Raw genomic sequence first — 17757 nt, 5'->3', positions numbered from 1 at the left:
GTTCTTCTTAAGTTTTTAGAACAGATACATTCGATATAATTAGCGTTAGTGATAAGGCGAATCCCACGCTAGGCATTCAGCTTCAAATATCAGAATGTAAAATCAGCAGGTGCAGGCTTCCTGGTATTTTCAGTTTCCACATTCCGCTTAGCGTCTCTATGAACAACCATCATAGTAGAGAAGAGGAATATAATATGAACACTGCGAGACAGGAAAGGCTGCCCCAGCTGGATATCTTCAGAGCATTAGCGATCTTAGGCGTATTGCATGTGCATTCCTCATCTTTTGCCGCTGGAGAGCAGGCACTGCATTCACCTTATTATTACTGGCTGAACTGGATCAACATTTTCTTTAAATTCGGTACGCCCTCATTTATTTTTCTGAGCAGCTTTGTATTGTTTTATAATTATTATGGGTGCCCTGTGACACGCAGCTTGATTATTAATTTCTACCGTCGTCGATTAAAGTATATTTTATTGCCTTATCTGCTAGCCTCTATGGGCTATTACGCACTAACCTTATATGTGAACGGACGATTGACCCAGAACCTCGGTGGCAACCTGTACAGCTTTATTAGAGCGTTATTCTCAGGTTCCGCATATGCGCATTTGTATTTTGTATTTATCAGCATTCAGTTTTATTTGCTTTTTCCAGTACTGCTTAAGCTACTCCAGAGTTCCCGCTTTTTAATAAAATGGGCGATTCCACTCGGATTGGCACTTCAGTGGGGGTTTATTTTCTGGAATAAATACGAACTGCACATTGTTGAAAAAGGGAGCTTGGCGATCTCTTATCTGGCTTATTATATGATGGGCGCTTATATCGCGATTCACTTTGAGAAGGTGAAGACGTGGCTGATGAAGCCATGGAGGCAGCTAACTGCCAAGCAAAAAGGATGGACTGCCCTGTTAGTGAGCGGGTGGTTAATTGCAGCCTTTATCCATGTGCAGCTATGGTATGTGGCCCGCCATTTTGGGGTGTGGACGGATTCGTTGTGGTACGAGCTATTATGGAATGTCCATACGATGTTATCAGCATTGGTTCTGTTGTATGCTACATTTCTGATCTATCGTAAGGCTCCTCGCGGGATTGTTGCTTTTTTTACTCGTTTGGGTGAACTCTCCTTTGCGATATATTTGATTCATCCGCTATTGCTGGCGGTATATCGCAGGTTCAGATATCATATTCCCCTAGAGTCGCTAACATATGTTTTGTTCATCTACGGAGGGCTTGTGGTCGCACTGGGAGGGAGCTGGCTTATTGTGCAGTTTGCTTTCCGGCGAGTTCCGGGTTCATGGATTATTTTTGGAAGCGTGCCTCGCTCTTTGGAGTCCAGTCCGCAGGAAAAGTCAGGTTATATCCCTGAGGAACGGGCAAAGGGGTTCGTGCAGCAGGAGAAATAACGTTAAAAGAAGGTCTCATACACGCACACGCTTAAACGTGGGGAGGTAGCCTTCATAATACTTGGTTAAAAAGGCATCACTTCGATGCGGAGCTTAACAGGAGGAAAGATTATGAGACAAAAAGAAAGAATTCCGCAGCTGGATATTTTTCGGGCGATTGCTATTTTTGCAGTGCTGGCTATTCATGCTACTTCACGAACGTTGGCGGAGACACTAGGCACAAACATGTTTCATCCGTTCTTATTTATTAATAAATTCAGCCAGTTCGCCGTACCTTCATTCATATTTTTGAGTGGGTTCGTGCTCTTCTATAACTATATTGACCGTCCGCTGGGTGGCAAAACGCTAGGAAAGTTCTACTCTAGAAGGCTGCTTTATATTATTGTGCCTTATGTAGTGTTTTCGCTGCTGTATTTTGCGTTAAAAATGAATGCCGGAAATACTTGGGGCTTACCTCCGGGGGAGATGGCTTCTAAGCTATGGAAGTATTTATGGACAGGAACGGCATATACGCATCTGTATTATATTATTATCATTATTCAGTTTTACGTGTTATTTCCGCTTATTTTGTGGTGCTTGCAAAAGGTTCGTCATCTGGCGGCTTGGGCGCCGCTGATCGGGTTATTACTACAGTGGGGTTTTGTGCTGCTGAATAAATACATGACCAATCACGGGTATTGGCAGTTATCCAAGGGGAGTCTGGCGATTACTTATTTCTCGTATTTCCTGCTGGGTGCTGGGATTGCGGTGTATTATTCTTCTTTGAAAAAATGGCTAGTGCCTTCACGTGAAGGCTGGCGCGCCGGTAAAGGTCCGGTTTGGATTACGTTGTGGTTGTTATGGATTGTATCAGGGGTTGTTCATGTTGAGCTATGGTTTAACAACTACACGAAAAAAACTGTCATCAACAGCTTATGGTATGAGGGTTTCTCTAATCTACATGCGCTACTCTCTTGTGTGGTGCTGTTGCAAATCTCCTTCTTGCTCTATGGAGCGGGTCGAAGCTTGCTGACAAGACTCTTGGTATCCGTGGGAGCATGCTCCTTCGGGATTTATCTATTACACCCTATGTTGCTGTATTTCTATAGAAAATTACCGTTTCACGGGGGTTCTCTTGCGTACATCGCAGCGATTGCAGGAGGATGGCTTGTTGCGCTGCTGGTCTCATGGCTGGCAGTGGCTCTCGTCTTCCGGTATGTGCCTGCGTCTTGGATTATTTTCGGATCAGGCGCACCAAAGAAAGCTAAAACAGGTTCCCAAAGCGCATAGTTTACTGCTAGGTAATATAAAAGCGTCGGTCTCCCGTATGTGCGGGTTGACCGGCGCTTTTTATTTTTTGCTCTATTCTCCAGCTTGTTCCCGCTGAAACTCCGCAATAGCTTGATACTGGCTTTCCAGACTACGGTAGACGGAAATATAAATCGGCAGCAGCTGCTTGTACACTTTGGTATGTTCATCAATCGGATCATGCTGGTAAGTTGAGCCGATCATGTCGAATACAACATCGAAGGAGTCCACGCGGCCCGTTGCGTAAAGTCCAAGCACTACTGCTCCGAGGCAGGAGCTTTCGATACTCTCCGGAATGATGACCTCTTGATCAAAAATATCAGACATCATCTGCCGCCATACTGAGGAGCGGGCAAAGCCCCCTGTAGCCAGAATTTTGCTAGGACGCCCGATTTGCTCTTCCATAGCTAGCAGAACCATATACATATTGAAAATTACGCCTTCTAGTACCGAGCGAATCATATGCTCCTTATGGTGATTCATCGAAAGGCCGAAGAAGGAGCCACGAGCATCAGGATTCCACAGCGGTGCCCGTTCACCAGTTAAGTAAGGATGGAACAAAAGACCACCGCTACCTGCCGGAACTTGTTCCGCGATGCGCGTTAGAACCTCGTAAGGGTCAATGCCAAGACGTTTGGCGGTTTCGACTTCAGAAGCAGCGAACTCATCCCGTACCCAGCGGAACAACATACCGCCGTTATTAACGGGTCCTCCGATCACCCAATGTTTTGGGGTTAAGTTATAACAGAAGGTCCGTCCTTTAGGGTCGGTAAGCGGGTGATCGACTACGGTACGAATCGCTCCGCTTGTTCCAATCGTAGCGGCCACTACACCGGGCTTAATCGCGCCTACGCCAAGGTTGGACAAGACGCCATCACTGGCTCCTACGACAAAAGGTGTGGCCGGGAGCAGTAACAGCTCCTCTGCTAGACCGGGAAGCAGGCCTTGCATGATCTCTGTGGTGGGAACAAGCCGTGAGAGTTGATCTGGTGAAATATGGGCTATCTCCAGGGCCTCTTTATCCCACTCCAAAAGTTTAAGGTTGAGCATGCCTGTAGAAGAGGCAATGGAATGATCGATGATGTATTCGCCGAACAGCCGAGCGAATATGTATTCTTTTATAGAAATGAATTTATAGGCTTGTTGGAACAACTCAGGCTGCTCATCCCGAAGCCACATTAGCTTGGTAATCGGTGACATAGGATGAATAGGTGTTCCTGTGCGCAAATACAACTCATGTCCGTTAAACTCGTTCTTCAGGCGAAGTGCAGACCCGGCACTACGGTTGTCAGCCCAAGTGATGCAGGCAGTAAGTGGTTTACCTAGCTGATCAATTGCAATGACACTGTGCATGGCTGAACTGAAAGAGACGAATAGGATCTTATCTGGAGTTACGGCGCTTTGCCGCATGACATTAGAGATGGTATGAAAGACTGCACCTAGGATTTGCTCTGGGTCCTGCTCCGCTATAGAAGGGGAGGGTTGATGCAAGGGATAACCCATATTCGCTTGTGCAACTATGGCTCCATTCTCCTCGAAGAGAACTGCCTTTGTACTTGTAGTACCAATATCAACGCCAATCATATAGGATTTAGTCAAGCGTTAGCCCTTCTTTCTAGTTGAAAGTATATTTTTAGAACACCAATTACAAAATTATGAAGTACAATCGTATTAGCTCATTATAGTATTCGATAAGCGGGGAGGCAAAAATAAAGAAAATGCCAAACGCTCGACTAAGGGTTTGATTGACGAAAAAGCAGTGAACATGATACGATATTGAAAATACTTTAATTTGCTACCACTTTACCATAGTAAAGTAAACATAAACAGTATCTAATGATAACTGACGAGGTGAACAATGAAGATGTCCAAACCAAAGGGATTTGAGAAGCCGTCTGGCGTTCGGGACTATCTGCCCCGGGCCGTAACGAAATTGCGCAAAATTGAGAACGATGTACTGCATTGCATGAGTCGCTGGGGATATCAGCAAATGATGACTCCAACGTTGGAATATTACGATACAGTTGGCGTGGCTAGCTCTACGTCCGACCAGAAGCTCTATAAATTACTTAACAATCGTGGTCAGGCTTTGGTGCTTCGATCAGAAATGACTGCCCCGGTTGCCCGTGTTGTTGCCTCTCTATTGAAGGATGAGCCACTGCCATTGCGTCTGTCATATCACGCGAATGTATTCCGTGCTATTGAGGAAGAAGCGGGGCGGGAAGCGGAGTTCTTCCAGACAGGTGTAGAGCTGGTAGGTGATGATTCACCAGAGGCCGATGCGGAGGTAGTGGCGCTTGCTATTTCTTCGCTGCAAGCCGCGGGTGTGAAGTCTTTTAAGATCGCTATGGGGCATGTAGGCTTTCTGAATGGGTTATTTCAAGAGGCACTTCCTGAATTACCCGAGGCTCAAGAGGAGCTGAAAAGTCATTTGCTGGGCCGTGACTATGTTTCTTTCCGGGAGACTTTACGGCGGCTGGATCTTACAGAAGCGCAGAAGAACGAACTGGATGGGCTGCTGCGTCTGCGCGGAGGCAAGGAGATTTGTGGACAGGCGCTAGAGCTGAGCAATCATCCGCTCGCCCGTCATTCGATTGATCATTTGTGCAAGGTGTGGGAGGTGCTGGTCTCTTACGGCGTATCACAGCATGTACTGATTGACCTGACGATGATCGGGGACTTTTCCTATTATACAGGCATGACTTTTGAAGGTTATGCAGCGGAATTAGGATTTCCGGTATGCAGCGGTGGTAGATACGACAATCTGCTGCAACAGTTTGGGCGTCCGATCCCATCCACAGGATTTTCCTTAAAAACGAATCGCATCCTGGATGGTGTAACTGGAGTGGTCGAAGAGGAAGAGCTGCCTATTTTGATCCAATATGATGCGATTCGCAGAAAAGAAGGCTTGGAAGAGGCAACACGCCTGCGGTCAGAGGGTCATGCAGTCGTTACTAGACTTGCTGCAGGTCCAGAAGAGCTTGAAACGGTGAAGCGTTTGGATACGGACACGGTTGAAGCAGAGGGTGTACGGTACGGTGAAATCTATACATTCGTATCTTTTGTAAGTGAGCATGGCTGAGGATATCGCTAGTACAAAAAGCGATTAACATAAATTTTGCATGGAGATGGAAAAGGAGGCAACTTAACAATGGCACAGATATTGAAGGTGGCTATGCCAAAAGGCCGGATTTACGAAAAGGCTGCTGAGCTGTTCCGCCAGGCAGGTCTTCCGATTCCACCGGACGGTGAGGCATCACGCAAGCTTGTTATTCCGCTGCCTGAGGCAGGGATGGAGTTTATATTGGCGAAACCAGTAGATGTACCTACATATGTAGAATATGGCGTGGCGGATATTGGGATCGTGGGCAAGGATGTTTTGCTGGAGGAAGATCGTGATGTATACGAGCTGCTTGATCTTGGCATTGCCCGCTGCCGGATGTCTATCATCGGATTGCCGAACTGGCAGCCGGGGATTCAGCAGCGTGTAGCGACAAAATATCCGAATGTAGCTTCAAGGTATTTTAGGGAGCAGGGCCAACAGGTCGAGGTCGTGAAGCTGAATGGATCCATCGAGCTTGCACCACTGATTGGTCTGGCCGATCGTATCGTGGATATGGTAGAGACCGGGCAAACGCTGCGGGACAACGGATTAATCGAAATGAAGAGTATATTCGAAATTACAAGCCGCCTGGTGGCGAATCGTGTGAGCTATCGGATGAAAAATGAAGAGATACAGCAACTGTGTGACCGACTACAGGCAGTTATAGGGCAACCTAATTTGCGGTAGGCGGCAACAGATGTTAGGGGTAAAGGGAGGAACCAGCGATGAAGGTTGTGTCGAGCAAGGACTTTAAGCTAGAGCGGGAAGTGGAGTATGGTACGCCAGAGCAAAATCAGGCGGTAAAGGAAATTGTGGCCGCCATTAAAAAAGAAGGAGACACGGCGCTTCTTCGCTATACGGAGCAATTTGACCGGGTCGTACTTACGCCGAATCAGCTGCGGGTAACCCCGGAAGAGCTTCAGGCAGCATATGGCCGAGTAGAGCAATCTTTCGTATCCGCTATTCAAGCGGCTGCAGCCAATATCCGGGCGTTCCATGCCAGACAGAAACGGAATTCATGGATGGACTTGCAGCCGGATGGCACGATCTTGGGGCAGATTATTCGTCCGCTGAAGCGGGTAGGGGTATATGTACCTGGTGGCAAAGCAGCTTATCCCTCCTCGGTGCTGATGAACGTGATCCCAGCTCAGATCGCGGGTGTGCCGGAGATCGTCATGGTGACTCCGCCATCCACCGGCGGCAAAGAAGGGATTGACCCTTACATCCTGGTTGCTGCTGCAGAAGCAGGTGTTAATGAAATCTACCGTGTGGGCGGAGCACAGGCGGTAGCTGCTTTGGCTTTTGGTACGGAGAGCATAGCGCCGGTAGATAAAATATGTGGGCCCGGCAACATATACGTTGCGCTGGCTAAACGCGAGGTATATGGCGCCGTGGATATCGACAGTATCGCGGGTCCCAGCGAAATTGTCGTGCTGGCAGATGAGACCGCTGAGCCGGCCTATGTCGCAGCGGATCTGCTCTCGCAGGCCGAGCATGACGAGATGGCCTCGGCGATTCTGGTCACGCCATCGCAGAGCCTGGCGGATAGCGTGGCGGCCGAAGTGGAGCGTCAGCTGCAAGAACTGCCGCGTCAGGCGATCGCCCGTTCTTCCGTAGAGAATTACGGCGCGATCATTGTTGTGGAATCTATGGAGGAAGGGATCTCCGTAGTGAATAGACTGGCACCAGAACATCTGGAGATTGTTGTCGAAGATCCTATGGGCCTCGTAGGCAGCATTGAGAATGCTGGAGCCATCTTCCTGGGAGCGTATAGCTCTGAGCCCGTGGGTGATTATTTTGCCGGACCGAATCATATTATCCCAACCAATGGGACCGCACGCTTCTCGTCACCAGTGGATGTGGATGATTTTATTAAAAAATCAAGTCTGATCTATTACAGTAAGGAAGCACTCTTGCGTGATGGGAAGACCATTATAGAGCTGGCACGCCGCGAAGGGTTAGAAGGCCACGCACGAGCCATTGAGATTCGACTCAAGAACGAAGGAAAAGGTGGAGACGGATATGGAGAACAATAACGAACAGGCCTTGCGCCAAGCTGGATTAAGCCGCAAAACAAACGAGACGGATATAAAGTTGTCTCTTAATGTAGATGGAAGTGGAGTTTCAGAGCTGGAGACGGATGTTCCTTTTCTGAATCATATGTTGGATCTGTTCACGAAGCACGGACAATTTGACCTGTCTGTACAGGCGCGTGGAGACATCGAGATTGATGACCACCACACGGTTGAAGACATTGGGATCTGCCTAGGGCAGGCGCTGCACGAAGCACTGGGTGATAAAAAAGGAATCAAACGTTATGCGAGTGTTTTTGTACCGATGGATGAAGCTTTGGCGCAGGTTGTGATCGATATCAGCAATCGCCCGCACTTTGAATATCGTGCAACCTATCCTTCACAGCAGGTAGGCAGCTTTTCGACGGAGCTTGTTCAGGAGTTCCTGTGGAAGTTCGCGCTCGAAGCACGGATTACGTTGCATGTTATCGTACACTACGGTTCTAACACTCATCACATGATTGAGGCTGTATTCAAAGCGCTTGGACGGGCGCTGGATGAGGCAACTTTGATTGATCCACGTGTGAAGGGTGTGCCTTCTACGAAGGGAGTGCTGTAGGATGACTGTTGCAATCGTCGATTATGGCATGGGCAACCTGCACAGTGTGAGCAAGGCGGTAGAACGTCTCGGTTATGAGTGTGTAGTGACGGGTGATGCCGAGCAAATTCTCGCTGCTGATAGTGTCATTCTGCCAGGTGTCGGTGCATTTGGCGATGCGATGGGGCATCTGCGGGAGAATGGTTTGGATCTTGTCGTCAAACAGGTAGCCGCTGGAGAGCAGCCTCTGCTTGGGATCTGTCTTGGCATGCAGCTGTTGTTTAGCACCGGTGAAGAGCATGGCAGCCATGAGGGGCTAGATATTCTCTCGGGTTCAGTGGTGCGGTTCGCTCCTAGAGATGGCTATAAGGTGCCGCATATGGGGTGGAACAAGCTCAGCTTTAGACAGCCGGAGAATCCGCTTTTTGTTGGCCTTGAGGAGGGGCATGTGTATTTTGTCCACTCTTATCACGCGCTTGTAGCAAAAGAGAGTGATCTGCTGGCTGTCACAGATTATGGTTACCCAGTCACGGCTATTGTCGGGCAAGATAATGTGTTCGGTATGCAGTTCCATCCGGAAAAAAGCGGAGAGCTGGGAATCAAGCTGTTGGGTAATTTTTTGAAATATAAGAAAGTATAAGTTTCACAATACACTTTATCCTTATATTTCTCGCTTAAACGCTTACTGTCCTTATAAGGACGACGAAGGCGTTTATACTTGAAGATTAAGAGAGAGCGGGCGTAAGCCACGCTATAAATATAATGTAACGAAAGTGGGGAGCGCCAAATGTCTTCTTTTATTGTATATCCGGCGATTGATATCCGGGATGGAAAATGCGTCAGGCTGCAGCAGGGGGATTACAATCAGGAAACGATATACAATGATAGTCCACTAAAGGTGGCAAAATCATGGGAAGAGCAAGGTGGAAAGTTCATTCATTTGGTGGACTTAGATGGTGCGAAAGCAGGTCATCCTGTGAACGATGCAATCATCGGTGCTATTGCTGCTAATGCTAACGTTCCTGTGCAGGTGGGCGGCGGTCTTCGCAATCTTGCGGACGTAGAGAAATTGCTCGGACTTGGCGTTAGCCGCGTTATTATTGGTACTGCTGCGATTAACGATCATACTTTTACCGAAGAGGTATTGGCAAAATACGGCGATAAAGTAGCGATCGGCATTGATGCGCGCAACGGTTATGTTGCTACACACGGCTGGCTGAACACTTCCGAAGTTCGTGCTGAAGCTCTTGCCAAAGAATTGGCGGCAAAAGGAGCCGAGACGTTCATTTACACCGACATCTCCCGTGACGGGATGATGCAGGGGCCGAACGTGGATGGTATCCTGTCCATGGCGCAAGCCAGCGGTAAAACAGTGATCGCCTCCGGCGGAGTCACCAGTCTTGATGATCTGTTGCGTCTGAACGTGCACAGCGGCAGCGGTGTGGGTGGAGCTATTGTTGGCAAGGCGTTATACACGGGCAATATTGATCTTTCTGAAGCTTTGCGAGCGCTTGGGCAGAAGTAGCGTTGGGCGAACGCGCTAATTCATGAGCGGATGAACAAAAAGACGACATGGGTTAGCCAAGGAATAGTGAATCAATGAAACAGACAGAACCAACAGTGGGTTAAAGAAATAGACTTAACAGTAACGTAGTGAACACATATCACCAAATCACCAAACTAAATTAATAGACGAGCGAATGAACAAAAAGACAACAGTTGAGCAATCCAATGAGCAGTGGATAAAAGAAATAGACGTAACAGTAAATGAGTAACTAATAATAATTAAATGAACGCACAGAGAAGCAAACTAGTAAAAGTTTAAACGAACAAACGAGCAAACGAACAAACAAGTAAACCAGCAAAAGGGCTAGACAACAAAGCAACAAAAGAGCTAAAACAAACCAGCTGACCAATAAAGCAACAAACCCAACTAGCTAATGTGTTTCACTTTGTACAATCAAAACTGGTTAAAAATCTCCTTTTCGTGAATTCTACAGGAAATTATTGTATGAAATGCAACACACTGTTCAACTAGAGGGTATGAGTTCGATTCTATTGCACTGAGTGCAATAGAATGTTGAACTAAGCTGGTTATCGGCTAAAACCCGCTGCACAATCTGCTACAATAGGCGTAATTAGGCGGCGGGAAGGGTATTTTTCCTCGGATGAGGACTTAAGTGTACTTTATACAGCTATTTTTCCTTTTCAGAGCTGATTAGCTAATTTAGTTGTATTTCGTGCAGCTATAAATGAGAGATGAGTTGATTTATAAGCTCATCCTCAGATTTAGTTGTACGAAATGCAGTTAAAAGAGTGGCTTGCAAAAAGGCTGATAAAATAACTGCACGTTGTGCAACTAAATACTCGTGGGCTTGCAGGTGGCGCGAGCTCTTCCGACCACATAAGGGTCAAAACCGCGGAACTTGAAGGTGTTATGGGTCAAGGAAGCGGCCACGAAGGGGTTAGCGATCATAGCACATGTTCAGCCGTGTGGGCTATGGTTCAGCCGGATGGGTTATGATTCGCCCATGTCAACAATCAAGGTTACCAGAGGGCAGCGGCCCTTGGGCTCCCCCTGGGCTAAGAGAGCTTTAGGGGGACCGACACACTTTAGGCGTTTGAAACGCTTTTTAAAGAAAGGGGGATTTCATAATGTTAGCAAAACGTATCATCCCTTGTCTTGACGTTAAGGATGGACGGGTAGTCAAAGGCGTTAACTTTGTGAATCTGCGTGATGCTGGAGATCCGGTAGAGCTAGCGGCACTGTATGACCGCGAGGGCGCAGACGAGCTTGTGTTTCTAGATATATCGGCTTCCGTAGAAGGTAGAGCAACGATGATCGAGGTTGTGCGGCAGACCGCCGGTGAGATTGCCATTCCTTTTACAGTGGGTGGAGGGATCTCTACAACTGATGATATGAAAAGGATTCTTCGTGCAGGCGCAGACAAAATCGGCATTAATACGGCAGCCATCACTAATCCTCAGTTAATTTTGGAGGGTGCTCGCCGATTTGGCTCCCAGTGTATTGTAGTAGCGATAGATGCTAAATATAATGAGGCTTTTGGTGAATGGGAAGTGTACACTCATGGCGGGCGTAAGCCCACCGGCATCCGTGCTCTGGCTTGGGCTAAAGAAGCTGAAAAGCTGGGCGCAGGCGAGATTTTGCTCACTAGTATGGATGCAGATGGCACAAAAGACGGCTTCGATCTGAAGCTAACCTCGGCAGTATGCGATTTGCTCAGTATTCCTGTGATTGCTTCTGGCGGCGCTGGGAAGAAGGAGCATTTTTACGATGTATTTACGGAAGGGAAAGCCGATGCGGGACTTGCGGCGACCATTTTTCACTATAAAGAGATTGCAATTAATGATTTAAAGGCAGATTTGAAGCAAAAAGGGGTAGAAATCCGATGAGCGAAACACAAAAGAATACAACAATAAGCCAAAAAGAAGCTCTGGCAGGCATTCGCTGGAATGAAGCCGGTCTGGTGCCTACGGTTGTTCAGGATGCTAGCAGTTTAGAGGTACTGATGGTTGCTTATATGAACTCCGAATCATTACAGCTTTCACTGGAGAGTGGTCAGACTTGGTTTTGGAGCCGCTCACGCAGCGAACTTTGGCATAAAGGCGGAACCTCAGGCAACACACAAGCTATTACCTCCATATCCTATGATTGTGATAGCGACACACTACTCGTGAAGGTTGTGCCTGAAGGACCAGCTTGCCATACTGGAGCTACGTCATGCTTTTTCCGTGAGATTCCTTTGAATAACCCAATAACAGATGCTTCGAAACCAGTGTCTAGTTTGACAGATGGTGAGCGTTTTGCTGTTCTTGGTGAGCTGGAGCGTGTGATTGCTGAGCGGGAAGTGGAACGCCCGGAAGGCGCGTATACCACTTATTTGTTTGATAAAGGCGTGGATAAGATCCTCAAAAAGGTAGGCGAGGAAGCTTCCGAGACCATTATTGCCGCCAAAAATAAAGATAACGCCGAGCTGCGTCTTGAGGTCAGTGATCTGATCTATCATCTGTTGGTATTGCTGCAAGAACGTAAGCTTCCACTGGATGAGATTATGGAAGAGTTGAGTACCCGTCACGAACGCCCACGCCGGGATCAGTACTAAGGGGGACTGAGTGATGCATATTGATTACCACACGCATCATGAACGCTGTGGCCATGCCGTGGGTAAGCTTGAGGAGTACGTGCAGCGCGGGATAGAGCTTGGACTTCAGCAGCTGGGGTTATCCGACCACTTGCCGCTTATCCACGTAGATCCCGCCAGCTATTATCCTGAAATGGCTATGCCAATGGCTGAGCTGCCTCGTTACGTGGAGGAATGTCTAACCCTAAAGGAGCGTTACCGTGGAGTCATAGATCTGCGGGTGGGGCTGGAAGCCGATTATATCGAAGGCTACGAAGAGCAAATCCGCGAGATTTTGTCGCCGTATCCATGGGATTATCTTATAGGTTCTGTGCATTTTCTTGGGGAGTGGGATATTACGGATCACCGCCAGGTTCATGGTTGGGAAGGCAGAGATGCGCTAGAGGTGTATCGTCTTTATTACGATGCGGTAAAGAAGTCGGCGTTATCGGGATTATATGATATTATAGGACATATGGATGTTATTAAACGGTTCGGTTATGGTCCACAAACACCGGAGGGCAAGGCTGAGGTGAAGGCGCTGGAGCTAGAGACCTTAAAGGTTATAGCGGATAGTGGAATCGCCATGGAGCTGAATGCTTCCGGACTTACGAAGCCTTGCGCTGAGATGTTCCCGGCAGAGCATCTGCTACAGGAGGCCCTAAGGCTCGGCATACCGCTGACATTAGGCTCCGATGCACATGATCCTGCCAAGCTGGGGGACGGGCTGCAAGAGGCGCGTAGCATGCTTTGGCACACTGGTTTTCGTGAGCTGGCTGTATTTGAGGGACGCCGCCGTACCACTGTTCAGTTCAAACTATAATAATTTATAATCCGCAGGAGGGTATTATGCATCATCAACAATTACGTATTTTTTCCGGTTCGTCGAATCCAAAGTTAGCGGCTGATATTGCGGAGCGACTTGGTGTTGAATTGGGGCAGATAAAGCTGACCCGCTTCATGAGCGGCGAGATTTACGTTCATTACGAAGAAAGCATCCGGAACTGCGACGTATTTTTGGTGCAATCCCTTTCGCATCCCATTAATGAGATGTTCGTGGAACTGCTGGTGATGATAGATGCTGCCAAACGGGCTTCAGCTCGCACAGTGAACATTATTGTGCCGTATTATGGATATGCTCGGCAGGAGCGGAAGTCCGCACCTCGTGAGCCGATCTCGGCTAAGATGGTGGCTGATGTGCTGACGACCGCTGGAGCAACCCGCGTGATCACTATCGATTTACACGCAGCGGCGATTCAAGGCTTTTTCAACATTCCGGTCGATCATCTGACTGCACTCGATTTGATCAGCAGCCATTTGAAAGCCAAGGCAATGTCTGATCTGGTCATTGTTTCCCCGGATGCAGGGCGTGCGTCTATGGCTGAGAAGCTGGCGAATAAGCTGGATTCACCTTTTGCCATTATGATCAAGAAGCGTCCAGCCCATAATGAATCGGTAATCACTCATGTGATTGGTGATGTCGAGGGACGGACACCAATCATTATTGAGGATCTGATCGATACTGGGACGACCATTGTGAATGTGGTGGAAGGTCTGAAGGAGAGAGGTGCGAAGGACAGTATTGTCTGCGCGACGCACGGATTATTCTCAGGGCCCGCGCTACAGCGGCTTGACCATCCTTCTATTCAGGAAGTGGTTACGACAGATTCTATTGCACTGCCTGATGACCATTCAAGTCGGTTTACGGTATTATCTGTTGCACCGATGCTTGCCCAGGCTACGCACATCATCCTTGAGGGTGGTTCAATCGATAAGCTATTTAGAGACGCGGGAATTTAATTCCCCGTCTTTTTTATTTTTTGTCAAAAAAGATGTTGTAAGCAGAGTGGTAGAGTCTTTCTCAACTTGAGATTCTCGCTGTCACATGTGGTATACTGTGTGGAGATACCCGCGCCCAATAAGGGAACGGAATAGCGATTAAGGATGGAGCTCCGGCATACCCCATAGGGCGCCGCCCTCCTATTTTTCGTTAGTATAAGGAAGCTTCTTATAAGGGAGGTGCCTTGCTTCCATGATTGAGAGAACTTCAGAGTATGAACTGGGGAATGATAATGTGATTCCTGTAACTCTGAATGCCAATTTTTTCTTTGAAAGAGCCGTTCGGTCCTTGGATCGCTTTCAATATGATAAGGCATTAAAGAATTTTCGCAAAGCTGTAGAGTACGAGCCGGAGAATCCGGTCAATCATTGCAACGTGGCTGGCGTATTATCAGAAATGGGTAATTATGAAGCGTCCAATGACATTTTAACCCATGTACTGGAGAATATTGATCCGGCAATGACGGAATGTTATTTCTATATGGCTAACAACTTCGCCAATATGGAAAGCTATGAGGAGGCAGAACGCTCACTCGTCACTTATCTCGAAGAAGATGTGAACGGTGAATTTCTGGCCGAATCGGAAGAATTGATGGAGCTGCTGCAATATGAGCTGGACCGTCCTGCTCCACTTATCCGGATTAGAAGCCGGGAAGGTGTAATAGAGCATGAGCGAGCCCGAGCACTGTTGGAGGAGGGCAAGTTTACACAAGCCGTCACTTTGCTTGAAGAGATTGTGAGCAATACGCCTGACTTCCTGGCGGCACATAACAACCTAGCCCTAGCGTATTTTTACATGGGTCGTTTTACCAAAGCTAAGGAATGTATTATGCGGGTGCTGGAGCAGGACTCCGGGAATCTGCATGCACTCTGTAACTTAGCGATCTTCCTTCAGTATGAAGGCGACCGCGGGCAACTGGATGGATTGTTACGCCTTCTGGAGACCACTATTCCGTTTCATCAGGAGCATCTGTTCAAAATGGCCACCACCATGGGGATTCTGGGACGCCATAGAACCGCCTATGGCCATTTTAGACGTCTGTTGAAGGATGAAGAGGTCGGTGGCGACGCCAGTCTCTATCATTATTGTGCGGCTGCTGCCAGCAATAGTGGCCTGTATACAGAAGCCCAGCGCTGCTGGCAGAAGGCGGCTAAGCTCGATCCGGAATCGGCTGTGCCGAGATTTTTTCTAGCTCAGCTGCAGCAGGCGCAGGGGGAAGGCAAAACGCTGTCGCTGGTCAGCTACAACTATCAGCTTCCTTTTCAGGAGCAGCTGAAGCTGTGGAAGGACAACAAGGGCAGCTTTACCGAAGAGGTACGGAACAATCCGCTGCTTCGCTCTTCCTTCTTCTGGGCGCTCCGCTACGGGGATGCCAATACGAAGCTTCAGGTTACAGAAGCTCTGCGGTGGATTGAAGATGAAGAGATGTCCGAAATTCTGCAAGGACTTCTGAAGCAGCAGCCCTTGCAGGAAGAAAAGCTGCAAGAAGCGGCACTTCTTAGTCTGCAGCGGCTGATTGGAAGTGTTCCTGAAGAGAATGTGCTTCAGGAAGTCAAAGAAACCTCTTCCCCGCGTCTGAAGGGACTGCCGGAATGGAGAGAGGATTGGCAGAAAGTTATCGATCAGACCCTTAGTATGATGGATCGAAGATATGATGCAATCCATAAAAAAAATGCTGAATTACTTTGGAAGCAATTTCTGAGCAGCCTTTATCCGGATATTCCGTTTATCCGTCATGCGAATGGCTGGTGTGCTGCCTTAGAATATCTAATTGCTAAAACGCATAACCTGCCGGTCACCTACCGTGAAGTAGCTCAGCGTTACAATGTTTCTGTATCTATGGTCAGTCGTTATGCTCGGCGCATAGATGAGGAATGTAGTTTCGAGGGAAGTGTGAGCGACAGTCTTCCGCCATTTACCGAGAATATCTAAAACGATCATGTAGTATTTCGTAGAAACGGAGCCCTTTTTATATGTCTTGCGTAAACGTTAATGTCCTTCTAGGGACACCGAAGGCGTCTATGCTTGCCAAAAAAGGGCCCGTTTCTTCTAAATAAACCCTATTGTGAGGAGGCCACTGTTATGTACAAAACGATTGTAATCGGAACAGGCCCAGCCGGGCTTACTGCTGCAATTTATTTGGCACGTGCCAACCTAAACCCACTTGTGATTGAAGGTATGCAACCAGGTGGACAACTGACAACGACAACAGAAGTCGAGAACTTCCCAGGCTTTCCTGAAGGAATTCTAGGCCCGGATTTAATGGACAACATGCGCAAGCAGGCTGAACGTTTTGGAGCTGAATTTAAGAATGGCTGGGTGGATTCAGTTGATTTTTCACAGCGTCCATTTAAAGTGACTGTAGATGGATTGGGAGTATTAGAAGCGGAGTCAGTGATCATCTCAACCGGCGCATCTGCCAGATATTTAGGAATCCCCGGGGAGCAGGAGAATGTGGGCCGTGGGGTCAGCACTTGTGCTACTTGTGACGGATTCTTTTTCCGTGGCAAAAAGATTATTGTCGTCGGTGGTGGAGATTCAGCGATGGAGGAAGCCAGCTTTTTAACCCGATTCGCTTCCAATGTAACATTGGTTCACCGTCGTGATGAGCTTAGAGCTTCGAAGATTATGCAGGCTCGCGCACGGGATAACAGTAAGGTATCGTGGGCTCTTAACCGTACACCGCTTGAGGTTACAACCGACGAGTCTGGCGTTAAAGGGCTGACGGTTCGCAACAATGAGACGGGAATTGATGAACTCATCGAAGCGGACGGAGTGTTTGTCGCGATCGGGCACACGCCGAACACCGGATTTTTAGGGGGACAAATTACGACCGATACCAACGGCTACATTGTGGTCAACCCTGGAACGACAGAAACGAACATCCCGGGCGTATTCGCTTGTGGCGACGTGCAGGATACCCGTTATCGTCAGGCAATTTCTGCAGCCGGATCTGGCTGTATGGCAGCAATGGATGCCGAGAAGTACCTAGAGGGCACGATGGTGCATGACTGGAGCGAAACACTGGATAGTTAATTTTGCGAGAAATCGTAGTCCGATGACATATAAGCAGGTTATCCTTTTTCTAAAAGGTTGCCTGCTTTTTTTATAATGGTGGGGCCGTGTCCGGAAATTAAATATGTTGTTTATTTATTACCGCTCAGAAGTTAAAATAACTGTAACAATGTCCTTATAAAAAGACTTGCGCATTTTAAAAATACGTTTACAATGAAGATATAATGTTAACGTGAACAATTTATATTAATACCTATTACAAGCAATGATTTTAAGTTTAAAATATTTATTGGGAAATCAACTGATTAAATTAATGTTCACGTTAAACTTTGTGTAACTCCCATTCGAACTTAAAGG

General features: G+C 47.7%; 15 protein-coding genes. 14 read left to right on the top strand and 1 reads right to left on the bottom strand.

Annotated elements, in window-relative coordinates; translation table 11 throughout:
- Nucleotides 1-194 precede the first annotated feature (194 nt).
- Together MHH49_RS09185 and MHH49_RS09180 are read left to right on the top strand one after the other, a co-directional pair.
- The gene (locus MHH49_RS09185) at nt 195-1403 is read left to right on the top strand and encodes an acyltransferase (protein ID WP_341138106.1); all 1209 of its coding nucleotides are present in this window, start codon (nt 195-197) and stop codon (nt 1401-1403) included.
- Between the two features lie 111 nt (nt 1404-1514).
- Nucleotides 1515-2672: an acyltransferase gene (locus tag MHH49_RS09180; RefSeq protein WP_038568098.1), complete on the top strand. Its 1158-nt coding sequence runs from the start codon at nt 1515-1517 to the stop codon at nt 2670-2672.
- A gap of 72 nt (nt 2673-2744) precedes the next feature.
- Here the strand turns inward: MHH49_RS09180 and gntK are convergent, their stop codons facing one another.
- Entirely contained in the window at nt 2745-4274 is a 1530-nt protein-coding gene (gene gntK / locus MHH49_RS09175) for a gluconokinase (RefSeq protein ID WP_038573985.1), read from the bottom strand.
- A gap of 280 nt (nt 4275-4554) precedes the next feature.
- On the opposite strand from gntK, the gene MHH49_RS09170 reads away from it, so the two are divergent.
- The 12 genes from MHH49_RS09170 (at nt 4555) to trxB (ending at nt 17421) form a co-directional block, all read left to right on the top strand.
- Entirely contained in the window at nt 4555-5772 is a 1218-nt protein-coding gene (locus MHH49_RS09170) for an ATP phosphoribosyltransferase regulatory subunit (protein ID WP_036687060.1), read from the top strand.
- 69 nt (nt 5773-5841) lie between these two features.
- Nucleotides 5842-6480, top strand: coding sequence for an ATP phosphoribosyltransferase (hisG, locus tag MHH49_RS09165; protein ID WP_036687062.1), 639 nt, complete (start codon nt 5842-5844; stop codon nt 6478-6480).
- Between the two features lie 38 nt (nt 6481-6518).
- Complete coding sequence (hisD, locus tag MHH49_RS09160; RefSeq protein WP_036687064.1) at nt 6519-7829, top strand: histidinol dehydrogenase; 1311 nt, start codon at nt 6519-6521, stop codon at nt 7827-7829.
- Nucleotides 7816-8424: an imidazoleglycerol-phosphate dehydratase HisB gene (gene hisB, locus MHH49_RS09155; protein ID WP_036687073.1), complete on the top strand. Its 609-nt coding sequence runs from the start codon at nt 7816-7818 to the stop codon at nt 8422-8424. The genes hisD and hisB overlap by 14 nt, the downstream gene beginning before the upstream one ends.
- A gap of 1 nt (nt 8425) precedes the next feature.
- The gene (gene hisH / locus MHH49_RS09150; RefSeq protein WP_038568103.1) at nt 8426-9043 is read left to right on the top strand and encodes an imidazole glycerol phosphate synthase subunit HisH; all 618 of its coding nucleotides are present in this window, start codon (nt 8426-8428) and stop codon (nt 9041-9043) included.
- Nucleotides 9044-9190: 147 nt separating this feature from the next.
- On the top strand, nt 9191-9928 hold the full coding sequence (gene hisA / locus MHH49_RS09145) for a 1-(5-phosphoribosyl)-5-[(5-phosphoribosylamino)methylideneamino]imidazole-4-carboxamide isomerase (RefSeq protein ID WP_076297209.1): 738 nt from the start codon (nt 9191-9193) through the stop codon (nt 9926-9928).
- 1130 nt (nt 9929-11058) lie between these two features.
- The gene (gene hisF / locus MHH49_RS09140; protein WP_076101059.1) at nt 11059-11817 is read left to right on the top strand and encodes an imidazole glycerol phosphate synthase subunit HisF; all 759 of its coding nucleotides are present in this window, start codon (nt 11059-11061) and stop codon (nt 11815-11817) included.
- Complete coding sequence (gene hisIE / locus MHH49_RS09135) at nt 11814-12527, top strand: bifunctional phosphoribosyl-AMP cyclohydrolase/phosphoribosyl-ATP diphosphatase HisIE (RefSeq protein ID WP_076101061.1); 714 nt, start codon at nt 11814-11816, stop codon at nt 12525-12527. Before hisF ends, hisIE begins: the two co-directional genes overlap by 4 nt.
- A 13-nt stretch (nt 12528-12540) precedes the next feature.
- Entirely contained in the window at nt 12541-13368 is an 828-nt protein-coding gene (gene hisJ / locus MHH49_RS09130) for a histidinol-phosphatase HisJ (RefSeq protein ID WP_076101063.1), read from the top strand.
- Between the two features lie 26 nt (nt 13369-13394).
- Nucleotides 13395-14345: a ribose-phosphate diphosphokinase gene (locus MHH49_RS09125; RefSeq protein WP_036687083.1), complete on the top strand. Its 951-nt coding sequence runs from the start codon at nt 13395-13397 to the stop codon at nt 14343-14345.
- Nucleotides 14346-14577: 232 nt separating this feature from the next.
- The gene (locus tag MHH49_RS09120) at nt 14578-16317 is read left to right on the top strand and encodes a tetratricopeptide repeat protein (RefSeq protein WP_076101065.1); all 1740 of its coding nucleotides are present in this window, start codon (nt 14578-14580) and stop codon (nt 16315-16317) included.
- Nucleotides 16318-16467: 150 nt separating this feature from the next.
- Nucleotides 16468-17421, top strand: a complete 954-nt coding sequence (trxB, locus tag MHH49_RS09115; protein WP_036687084.1) for a thioredoxin-disulfide reductase — start codon at nt 16468-16470, stop codon at nt 17419-17421.
- The last annotated feature ends 336 nt before the right edge of the window (nt 17422-17757 follow it).

Origin of the sequence: Paenibacillus sp. FSL F4-0122, from assembly GCF_038002845.1 — a bacterium.
Classification (GTDB): Bacteria; Bacillota; Bacilli; order Paenibacillales; family Paenibacillaceae; genus Paenibacillus_AQ; species Paenibacillus_AQ odorifer.
The sequence above is the reverse complement of the archived record's forward strand: the minus strand, read 5'-3'. Positions and strand labels throughout refer to the sequence as shown.

Bases quoted from the DNA above. Each gene is read 5' to 3' on its own strand.
- MHH49_RS09185 (WP_341138106.1), top strand. From the start codon at position 195: ATGAACACTGCGAGACAGGAAAGGCTGCCCCAGCTGGATATCTTCAGA.
- MHH49_RS09180 (WP_038568098.1), top strand. From the start codon at position 1,515: ATGAGACAAAAAGAAAGAATTCCGCAGCTGGATATTTTTCGGGCGATT.
- gntK (WP_038573985.1), bottom strand. From the start codon at position 4,274: ATGATTGGCGTTGATATTGGTACTACAAGTACAAAGGCAGTTCTCTTC.
- MHH49_RS09170 (WP_036687060.1), top strand. From the start codon at position 4,555: ATGTCCAAACCAAAGGGATTTGAGAAGCCGTCTGGCGTTCGGGACTAT.
- hisG (WP_036687062.1), top strand. From the start codon at position 5,842: ATGGCACAGATATTGAAGGTGGCTATGCCAAAAGGCCGGATTTACGAA.
- hisD (WP_036687064.1), top strand. From the start codon at position 6,519: ATGAAGGTTGTGTCGAGCAAGGACTTTAAGCTAGAGCGGGAAGTGGAG.
- hisB (WP_036687073.1), top strand. From the start codon at position 7,816: ATGGAGAACAATAACGAACAGGCCTTGCGCCAAGCTGGATTAAGCCGC.
- hisH (WP_038568103.1), top strand. From the start codon at position 8,426: ATGACTGTTGCAATCGTCGATTATGGCATGGGCAACCTGCACAGTGTG.
- hisA (WP_076297209.1), top strand. From the start codon at position 9,191: ATGTCTTCTTTTATTGTATATCCGGCGATTGATATCCGGGATGGAAAA.
- hisF (WP_076101059.1), top strand. From the start codon at position 11,059: ATGTTAGCAAAACGTATCATCCCTTGTCTTGACGTTAAGGATGGACGG.
- hisIE (WP_076101061.1), top strand. From the start codon at position 11,814: ATGAGCGAAACACAAAAGAATACAACAATAAGCCAAAAAGAAGCTCTG.
- hisJ (WP_076101063.1), top strand. From the start codon at position 12,541: ATGCATATTGATTACCACACGCATCATGAACGCTGTGGCCATGCCGTG.
- MHH49_RS09125 (WP_036687083.1), top strand. From the start codon at position 13,395: ATGCATCATCAACAATTACGTATTTTTTCCGGTTCGTCGAATCCAAAG.
- MHH49_RS09120 (WP_076101065.1), top strand. From the start codon at position 14,578: ATGATTGAGAGAACTTCAGAGTATGAACTGGGGAATGATAATGTGATT.
- trxB (WP_036687084.1), top strand. From the start codon at position 16,468: ATGTACAAAACGATTGTAATCGGAACAGGCCCAGCCGGGCTTACTGCT.